10 protein-coding genes and 1 other RNA gene are annotated in these 8,498 nt (G+C 27.7%); 1 reads left to right on the forward strand and 10 read right to left on the reverse strand.

Annotation, left to right across the window (positions count from 1 at the left end):
* The 5 genes from Q0V15_RS09910 to Q0V15_RS09930 form a co-directional block, all read right to left on the reverse strand.
* On the reverse strand, window positions 1–365 hold a 365-nt coding region (locus Q0V15_RS09910; RefSeq protein WP_297438534.1), incomplete at its 3' end, for a RidA family protein.
* Between the two features lie 117 nt (window positions 366–482).
* Complete coding sequence (locus Q0V15_RS09915) at window positions 483–722, reverse strand: holin (protein ID WP_297438536.1); 240 nt, start codon at window positions 720–722, stop codon at window positions 483–485.
* Between the two features lie 69 nt (window positions 723–791).
* Window positions 792–2,189: an aminopeptidase gene (locus Q0V15_RS09920; RefSeq protein WP_297438538.1), complete on the reverse strand. Its 1,398-nt coding sequence runs from the start codon at window positions 2,187–2,189 to the stop codon at window positions 792–794.
* A 19-nt stretch (window positions 2,190–2,208) separates the two neighbouring features.
* Window positions 2,209–3,117 (reverse strand): HPr(Ser) kinase/phosphatase, encoded by a 909-nt coding sequence (hprK, locus tag Q0V15_RS09925; RefSeq protein ID WP_297438540.1) that lies wholly within the window; start codon window positions 3,115–3,117, stop codon window positions 2,209–2,211.
* A 28-nt stretch (window positions 3,118–3,145) separates the two neighbouring features.
* Window positions 3,146–3,322 (reverse strand): DUF896 domain-containing protein, encoded by a 177-nt coding sequence (locus tag Q0V15_RS09930; protein ID WP_297438542.1) that lies wholly within the window; start codon window positions 3,320–3,322, stop codon window positions 3,146–3,148.
* A 267-nt stretch (window positions 3,323–3,589) separates the two neighbouring features.
* Between Q0V15_RS09930 and Q0V15_RS09935 the strand changes: the two genes are divergently transcribed.
* Window positions 3,590–3,787, forward strand: coding sequence for a Spo0E family sporulation regulatory protein-aspartic acid phosphatase (locus tag Q0V15_RS09935; protein ID WP_297438544.1), 198 nt, complete (start codon window positions 3,590–3,592; stop codon window positions 3,785–3,787).
* Between the two features lie 61 nt (window positions 3,788–3,848).
* Here Q0V15_RS09935 and Q0V15_RS09940 read toward each other — a convergent pair whose 3' ends face one another.
* The 5 genes from Q0V15_RS09940 to helD all read right to left on the reverse strand — a co-directional run bounded on the left by Q0V15_RS09940 (window position 3,849) and on the right by helD (window position 8,315).
* Window positions 3,849–5,045 (reverse strand): NADP-dependent isocitrate dehydrogenase, encoded by a 1,197-nt coding sequence (locus Q0V15_RS09940; protein WP_297438546.1) that lies wholly within the window; start codon window positions 5,043–5,045, stop codon window positions 3,849–3,851.
* A gap of 116 nt (window positions 5,046–5,161) precedes the next feature.
* Window positions 5,162–5,352: non-coding RNA, 6S RNA (gene ssrS / locus Q0V15_RS09945), on the reverse strand.
* Between the two features lie 63 nt (window positions 5,353–5,415).
* On the reverse strand, window positions 5,416–5,733 hold the full coding sequence (locus tag Q0V15_RS09950) for a hypothetical protein (RefSeq protein WP_297438548.1): 318 nt from the start codon (window positions 5,731–5,733) through the stop codon (window positions 5,416–5,418).
* A gap of 16 nt (window positions 5,734–5,749) precedes the next feature.
* On the reverse strand, window positions 5,750–6,010 hold the full coding sequence (locus tag Q0V15_RS09955; RefSeq protein ID WP_297438550.1) for a DUF1292 domain-containing protein: 261 nt from the start codon (window positions 6,008–6,010) through the stop codon (window positions 5,750–5,752).
* Between the two features lie 13 nt (window positions 6,011–6,023).
* On the reverse strand, window positions 6,024–8,315 hold the full coding sequence (helD, locus tag Q0V15_RS09960; RefSeq protein ID WP_297438552.1) for an RNA polymerase recycling motor HelD: 2,292 nt from the start codon (window positions 8,313–8,315) through the stop codon (window positions 6,024–6,026).
* Window positions 8,316–8,498: the final 183 nt, after the last annotated feature.

Below are 8,498 nucleotides of genomic sequence, written 5' to 3' on the forward strand. Positions count from 1 at the left end.
GCAATAGCTTCTATTTCTATTTTAGCATCTTTAGGTAACTTTGATATTTCTATCGCACTTCTAGCTGGTTTTTCTCCAATAAAGTATGTAGCATATATATCATTCATTTTTGTGAAATCATTTAAATCTGTTAAAAACACAGTTGTTTTAATAACATTATCCATACAAGTTCCACTTTCCTCAAGTATAGCTTTAATATTTTCTAAAGCTTGTTTTGTTTGCTCTTCTATAGTTTCTGCCATTTCTCCATTTGTTGGGTTTAAAGGTATTTGCCCTGATGTAAATACTAAATTACCAACTTTTATTCCTTGTGAGTATGGTCCTATTGCACCGGGTGCTTTACTTGTGCTAATTACTTCTTTCATTCTGTTCTCTCCTCTTAGCTAATTATTTGTTAAAATTTTCATATCTAAATTCTAATATATAAACCTTTATTTATCAATCATTTTTAAAAAGAAGAGAACAGTTTAAAAGAAAGTTAATTATTTATTTACTGAATCGTTATTTTTGTTATCATCTAAGAATCCTTTATTAGATGTTGTTGGATTACTTAAAATACCTGCTGTTACAAGAATACCAAGAATACCTGTTACTATAAGTTGATAATTATCAGGTAATATACTAACACCAAATCCTTCTAATATCATAGGAGCAAGTGCTGCTACTGAAACCCAAAGCCCATAATTTTTCAATCTTCCAAAATCAAATGAGTTTTTATTCATAAAAAATACCTCCATAGAATATATTTATACTTTAATATATTCCATAGAGGCTATTTTAGTGAAATTTTATTAGTTCATAAAGAAAACTTTATAACATTTTTTAGTTTCATATATATCAGCTTTAGAAGCTACTTCCCAAGGTGCGTGCATATTATGAAGTGCTACTCCACAATCTATAACTTCCATATTATACTGTGCAAGTATATATGCTATAGTTCCACCACCACCTTGGTCGACTCTACCAAGTTCTGCTGTTTGCCAAACTACATTATTTTCATCCATAATATTTCTAAGGTAAGCCATATATTCTGCATTTGCATCATTACACCCTGACTTTCCTCTTGAACCAGTATACTTTGAGAATACAACCCCTCTTCCAAAGAAAGCAGAGTTATTCTTTTCTACAACACTAGGGTAATTAGGATCAAATGCAACAGTTACATCTGCAGATAACATTTTTGAATTTTGTAATGATCTTCTAAGTTTTAAATCAGAATAATCACCCATAGCATCAATTATATCAGCAAGTGAATTCTCAAAGAATTTTGAATGCATTCCTGTAGCACCAACACTACCAATTTCTTCTTTATCAACAAATAAACCAACTATTGTTTTACTTGGATTTTCAACCTCAAGCATTGCTTCAAATGATGTATAAGCACATATTCTATCATCATGTCCATATGCAAGAACCATACTTCTATCAAGTCCATAATCTCTAGCTTTACCTGCTGGAACAATTTCAATCTCTGCTGATATAAAATCAGTTTCATCAATATCATACTTTTCATTTAATAATTTTAAGATATTCATTTTAACAGCTTCTTTTTCAGAAGTTCCTTTTAGAGGAATACTTCCAACAAGTAAATTAAGATTTTCACCTTCAATTACTTTATTTGCTTTCTTATCAAGTTGCTCTGCTGATAAATGAATTAATAAATCTGATATTCCTATAACAGGATCACTATCATCTTCACCAATTATAATATTCACTTTAGTACCATCTTTCTTTATAAAAACTCCATGAAGAGCAAGAGGCAATGTTACCCATTGATATTTCTTAATTCCACCATAATAATGTGTATCAAGCATAGCTAGTCCATTATCTTCATATAAAGGATTTTGCTTTAAATCTATTCTTGGTGCATCAATGTGTGAACCTATAATTCTAAGTCCATTTTCAATATCCTCACTACCTATAACAAAAGCAGCTAATGATTTACCCATATTATTATAATAAACTTTATCACCAATGCTTAAAGTTTCTTTATTTTTAGTTATAATCTTTAAATCTTTAAATCCTTTTGCATTTAAAATATCAATCATAAAATCAACAGATTCTCTTTCAGTTTTAGCTATAGACATAAAGTTTTTATATCTTTCTGATAAACTAAATACATCTTTCATATCTGCGTCACTGTAAGTATCCCAAGCAAGCACATTTTTCTTTAACAAATCATTTCCCATTATAGCAACCCCTCTAATTTTATTCTCTTGATTCAACCATTCTTTGTTCAATAATATCTACTGGAGTAGTATTTGACATTAAATTATATCTATAATTTGCTGCTGCTGCTTCTATAATAACAGCTATATTTCTACCCGGTCTTATAGGAACTCTAAGTTTTTTAAGATCAACACCTAGTATTTTTTCATATTCATTATCAATACCAAGTCTGTCATAATCTCCATCATCTTTCCAATGTTCAAAATGAATCATAATTTTTATATCTTTTGATGGTAATATTGAACTAAGACCATATAAGGCAGAGACATCAATAATACCCATACCTCTAACTTCTAACATCCCAAATGTAATATAAGGTGATGTCCCTATAAGTTCTCCATCAATCTCTTTAATATCAACTGCATCATCAGTTACAAGTCTATGACCTCTTTTTATAAGTTCAAGTGCTGTTTCACTTTTACCAATTCCACTTTCTCCTGTTATAAGCATACCAATTCCATAGACATCAACTAAAACTCCATGAAGTCTAGTTTCAGGTGCCATCATATCTGATAAGTATAAAGTTAGTTTACTTATAAATTTTGTAGTAATCATACCAGTTCTAACAAGCCAAGTTTTATTTTTTTTAGCTGCTGATAAAATTGCTTCTGGAACTTCTAAATCTCTAGTAATGATAAGACATGAAATATCAAATGAAAAGAATTTCTTAACTCTTTTATAACTAAGATCAACTGCCATATCTTCTATAAAGCTAAGTTCAGCTTTTCCTATCACTTGTATTCTTTCTGGTGCAAAATAATTGTAAAATCCTGCAAGCTGAAGCCCAGGTCTATTAATATCTTGTACATCAATAGGAATATTAGATTCCCCTTCTTGTATAACTTCTAAATTAAAATCTTTTATTAGTTTTTCTACAGTAACTCCCACTATATATCACCTCTAACAAATTTATTTTTTATTTTTTATCCATTGGTTTTATTTCCTCAAGTTGAGATCTCATATTATTTTTAAATCTATCTATATATTCTCTTCTTAAAACCTCACGCTCCTTTTTTTCTTCATCAGTTAATCCAACTGTTTTATTTTTACGCGCTAATTCATTTATTTTATCAGTCAATATCTTTAGTTCCATAATTTTTCTCCTTTTGTAAACATATTATAATATTATTTTACCCTATATATCATGCTATTATCAACCTATAATTAATTACGATAATCTTCTTTTCTTAAAATTACAAAAAACAAATAAAATATACTTTTTTACAATAAATTGTCAATATTTGGTATAATTTGAAGTAAATAATTGTTTTACAAATATTTGTGTACAATATATAATAAATTTAGAGATATTAGTTGAGTTATAAGAACTTTTGTCAAATTTAATCAGAAGGGGTATGAAATGAGTAGAAAAGAAATTCAAAAAAAGATTAAATCTCGTAAGAAAGTCTTAAATATGCTTCTTACATTTATGAAAAGAACTAATCCTATTGTTGTTTTAATGAGCCAAAACTTAGATAAATTCATTCTAAAAGAGCAATATATAATATATAAAGCTCAAATAAGAAAAGATCAATCTAAAATATCTAAAGTTGCTTAATGAAATTTTTTACAAAGAAAAAATCCTGCCATAGATAACTTATATCTAAAGCAGGATTTTTTTATAATCTATTAGAAATTTCTAATATAAATTCTTTATAATCTACACATTTTTTTATTTGCCCTTCTGCAATTAAAGCTAAATCTTTAGTCATAATACCATCTTCTATAACTTCTATAGTTTTATTTTCTAATTTATTAGCAAACTCCATAAGTTCTAAATTATTATCAAGTTCTCCTCTTTTTCTAAGAGCACCACTCCATGCAAAAATTGTAGCTACAGAGTTTGTAGATGTTATCTCACCCTCTAAATATTTATAATAATGCCTTTGTACAGTTCCATGAGCTGCCTCATATTCAAACTTACCATCTGGAGAAACAAGAACAGACTTCATCATAGCAAGTGATCCAAAAGCTGTCGCTATAAGATCTGACATAACATCCCCATCATAGTTCTTACAAGCCCAAATAAAACCACCTTCTGATCTAGCAACTCTAGCAACTGCATCATCAATTAAAGTATAGAAATATTCTATATTCGCTTCTTTAAATCTATCTTTATAGTCATCATTAAAAATACCGCTAAAAATATCTTTAAATGTATGATCATATGTTTTTGAAATAGTATCTTTAGTAGAAAACCATAAATCAAGATTTTTATCTAATGCAAATTCAAAACATGACCTAGCAAAACTTTCTATAGATTTATTTGTATTATGCATCCCTAAAATAATACCATCAGAATTTGTGAAATTAAAAACTTCCTCTTTAATAGTACCATTTTCCCCTTCAACAACTAAATATACTTTATCATTGATATTAGCTTTTAATTCTGTAGCTTTATATATATCACCATATGCATGCCTAGCAACTATTATAGGTTCTTTCCATCCTTTAACCAATGGTTTTACATTTTTAACTATTATAGGTTCCCTAAAAACAGTACCATCAAGTATTGCTCTTATTGTTCCATTTGGACTTTTCCACATTTGACTTAAATTATACTCAGTAACTCTCTCTTTATTTGGTGTTATAGTTGCACATTTAACAGCCACCCCATATTTTTTTGTTGCATTAGCTGCATCAATTGTAACTTTATCTAATGTTAATTCTCTATTTTCAAGCCCCAAATCATAATATTCACCTTTATAATCGATATATGGTAGTATAAGATTCTCTTTTATAGAACTCCAAAGGATTCTAGTCATTTCATCTCCATCCATTTCAACTAAAGGTATACTCATCTGTATTTTTTTCAATATAATAACCCCCTCAAACTTTATTTACTAATTATACCTTATTTTACAATAAATATAAATAATCAATTAATTTGAACGAGAAAAAAACCTCTGTTTTCACAGAGGTTGAAATTTCAAATAATCCCGAAATGCCGTCGTACTCATTTATCCATACCTGCGTCTCGCAGGTGGGCAATATTCAATTTAAATCTTTGTTATCTTCAGCATTAGGAAAATCCTTCGAAGCGCAACATCATTAAATGTTTCATAAATCCCAGAAAAGTAATGTAGGTTGAACTAATGAGCTTCTCGCACATCTTAGGAATCTTTATATTCTTATTATATCAAATCGATTTTATAAGTCAAGGAAAACATTTTCATTAACAATTTCTTAAAAATTATGATTTTTATTGATAACAAATAACTGTTCATTATCAATAATTTTGCTAGCCTTAAATGATAATACAATATCTAATTCTTCAGATATATCTTCAATAACATCTGATACATTATCAGATGCTATATCTTCTAAATATTGATTAAATTCCTCTTCTTTTTCTAAATCAGATGCACCTTCTAACTCTTTAACATAATGATTTGCTGCATCAAGTTCAACTAAATCAAACTTATATGATACAACAATTTCTCTAGAGTCTGTTTTTATAACTGTTAAATTGTTTTCAATTAAATAGTCTTTTATGTTTTCCATATACACCTCCTATAGTCTAATATAAAAGATCTTTATAAGCTTTTTTAACTGCATCAAACTCATTATCATCTTCAACTAAATTAAATTCTTCTCCAGCTTCTGATACATCAACTCTAAAAGCAAACATATCCTCTTCACTACCTTCTTCAACTGGTGAAAGTAATAAATATTTCTTTTCATTTTCTGTTTCTTCATCTAAATAAATTTCAGCAATAACTTCAAACTCAATTTTATTACCTTCCTCATCTTTAAATGCCATTATTTTTTTATCTTCCATAATTAGCTCCTTTTTAATCTTCTATTAATTTTGATTTTGTTCCCTTATAGAATATATATTCATAATGTAATGCTCTTGTAAGGGCAACATATAGAAGTTTTTTATCTAATTCATTATCTCCATAATTTTCATCATCTAAATTATAAACTATAGAGCAGTCAAATTCCAACCCTTTTGTTAAATAAGATGGAATTATTATTAAATTAAGATCTATTGTCTTATCATCATTTTTTACCATAACAAAATTATTTTCAGAGTATTTTTTCATACTATCTCTAAGTTTCTTGCTTTCTTTCAATGTTTTACATATTATAGCTACAGATGTTTTTCCATCATTTTTAACTTTAGTTACAATTTCATCTACCATTGAACTAAATTCTTTAATAGTTTTAAATTCAGTAACTTCTGGTTTCATTCCATGTCTTAAAACTGGCATAGCTGGCTTAGGATAGTTTTCTTGTTTTCTTAAAACACCATTTGCAAAATTGATTATCTCAACTGTACTTCTGTAACTTTGTGTAAGAGTTTTGTATATACCTTTCTCAGGATATAAATATTCAATAACAGTATCCCAAGAATTTATTCCTTTATAAGAATAGATTCCTTGACCAATATCTCCAACTATAGTTAAACTTCTTCCCCTACTCATCATAGATATAACCTCTAATTGTAGTATTGAATAATCTTGTGCCTCATCAACAACTATATGCTTAAACATTTCATCATCACGGATACCTTCAATTTTAAACTCTAGATACATCATAGCAGCTAAATCATCAGCATCAATACAATTGCTATCTAAATTAACTTTTAGTGTTTCAACTATGTAGTTACTAAGTTTTTTGGGGATTTTTCCTGAAGTAACTTCATCTAACACTTCTGAGTTAAGGAATAGTTCATTATATATATTTTTTGTGCTTATCCCTTTCCAATCTTCAAAATATTTATTAAAAGCATGTTTTGCTTGTTTTTTTATTTCAACTTTTTTAATATCACGCTCGTCATAAATTTTTATAACTTCTTTTCTTCTTTCAATTTCATCTTCAATAGTTTTCTTTGCTCTTGAAATTGTATAATCATATTGGAAATCAACTTTATTTAAAACATCTAATATCTTTTGTCCAAGTTTTTTCTCGAAATACCTCTTGATTTCTGTTTTTCTTTTGTTAATTGGATGTTTTATTAGATCCTTTAAGAAAAGTCTTTTAATTTCTTTTTTATCAAATAGTGAATACTTATCAACAAGTATATCTTCTATATCACTATCATTTCGCTCTAAAATCCTTATATATCTATCTAAAATATTTTTAAATCCAAGAGTTCCTTTAAGTTTACTTTCATTTGTTATATATTTTACTTCTAATTCATTTGCTTCTTCAATTATTTTCACAAGTTTTTTATCTTTACTTATCAAAGTTCCTTTTAATCCAAGCTTTTTCAGTGCAAGTTCTTCAAATGTCATTTGTGGAACTTTATCAACTCCAAGGTTTGGCAAAATTTCTGATATATAATCTAAGAATATTTTATTAGGTGCAACAACTAATATGTCACTTCCAGATAGTGTCTCTTTATGTCTATACATAAGATACGCAAGTCTATGCAGTGCTACTGTTGTTTTTCCTGAACCAGCAGACCCTTGTATTATCATTGGAAAACTTTTATCAGCTCTTATAATATCATTTTGCTCTTTTTGAATAGTTGCAACAACTTCTTTTAATTTAGTACCAGTACTTTCTTCAAGAGTAAGTTTTAAAAACTCATCAATCAAAGCATTTTCTTCTTGGTTTTGAGATTGTAAAATAATTTCATTTATTCCTTCATCAAAACACTTTTCAATATTATTTTCACCATTATAAAGAAATTTTCTTTTAAGTTTTAAATCACCTTCAATTACTCCAACAGGTGCAACATAATAAGCATTCCCTTGTGTTCCACTATAATATAAATCAGCAACTGGAGCTCTCCAGTCAATAACTTTTTCATCACCACTTTCCATATCACCAAGACCATTCTTACCAATATAGAATATTTCAGGATCTTTTCTAAACTCTCTAAAATCAACTCTTGCAAAATAAGGCTTATCTTTAGCTTCTATATATGAATCCATATTCTTTTTAACTATATTATAAAGCTTTCTATTAATATCTAATTCTTGGTTATAAGCACCTTTAGTACTTTTACTAAGAGCTGTAACTCTCTCTTGCATTTCATTTTCTTCTGTTTTAATTTTACCTATTTCAGAAACAAGCCATTTTTTTGTTTCTAATAAAATACCCTGTTCTTCTTCTAAAATTTTAATATCCATAAATCCTCCTAGAGATAAATAACTTATCTTTAATAATATAAAAAAAAATTGTCAATATAATGACTAATACTACATATACATTAAATATTAGAACAACATAATATTAGGTGGTGTGTATTTTGAACATATTAATTACAAATTTAGAAAATCCAATTTCACAAAAAATATATGACTTATATCAAA

The sequence above is a fragment of the uncultured Clostridium sp. genome (genome assembly GCF_947036855.1).
Lineage (GTDB): Bacteria > Bacillota > Clostridia > Clostridiales > Clostridiaceae > Sarcina.

Bases quoted from the DNA above. Each gene is read 5' to 3' on its own strand.
- Q0V15_RS09915 (WP_297438536.1), bottom strand. From the start codon at position 722: ATGAATAAAAACTCATTTGATTTTGGAAGATTGAAAAATTATGGGCTT.
- Q0V15_RS09920 (WP_297438538.1), bottom strand. From the start codon at position 2,189: ATGGGAAATGATTTGTTAAAGAAAAATGTGCTTGCTTGGGATACTTAC.
- Q0V15_RS09930 (WP_297438542.1), bottom strand. From the start codon at position 3,322: ATGGAACTAAAGATATTGACTGATAAAATAAATGAATTAGCGCGTAAA.
- Q0V15_RS09935 (WP_297438544.1), top strand. From the start codon at position 3,590: ATGAGTAGAAAAGAAATTCAAAAAAAGATTAAATCTCGTAAGAAAGTC.
- Q0V15_RS09950 (WP_297438548.1), bottom strand. From the start codon at position 5,733: ATGGAAAACATAAAAGACTATTTAATTGAAAACAATTTAACAGTTATA.
- Q0V15_RS09955 (WP_297438550.1), bottom strand. From the start codon at position 6,010: ATGGAAGATAAAAAAATAATGGCATTTAAAGATGAGGAAGGTAATAAA.
- helD (WP_297438552.1), bottom strand. From the start codon at position 8,315: ATGGATATTAAAATTTTAGAAGAAGAACAGGGTATTTTATTAGAAACA.